Annotated in this window: 1 protein-coding gene; it reads left to right on the top strand. The window is 60.3% G+C overall.

Translation table 11 applies throughout. The features are described 5' to 3' along the window. Window positions 1-18: 18 nt before the first annotated feature. Window positions 19-317, top strand: a 299-nt coding sequence (locus AC5ZG5_RS46535) for a sensor histidine kinase (protein ID WP_496165612.1), incomplete at its 3' end; no start/stop codon positions are given.

The raw sequence follows: 317 nt of genomic DNA, 5'->3' as shown, positions 1-317 counted from the left end.
TCGGATTTCGTCGCCAGCATGAGCCATGAGCTGCGCACGCCCTTGAACGCGATCATCGGTTACAGCGAGATCCTGTTCGAGGACGCCCAGAGTTCCGGGCGCGAATCGGAGATGGCGGACTTGCGCAAGATCCAGGATGCCGGCAAGCATCTGCTCGGCCTGATCGACAACGTCCTCGATCTTTCCAAGATCGAGGCGGGCAAGATGACGCTCTATCTCGAGACTTTCGAGCTGCGGCCTATGATCGATAGTGTGGCGGCGACCGTCACCGCGCTGGCCAAGAAGACTGGCAACGTCCTCGTGGTGAACTGCGCCGA

The organism is Bradyrhizobium sp. Ses1 (genome assembly GCF_059512365.1).
Note: the sequence above shows the minus strand (reverse complement) of the source record. Positions and strands in the feature narration are given on the sequence as shown.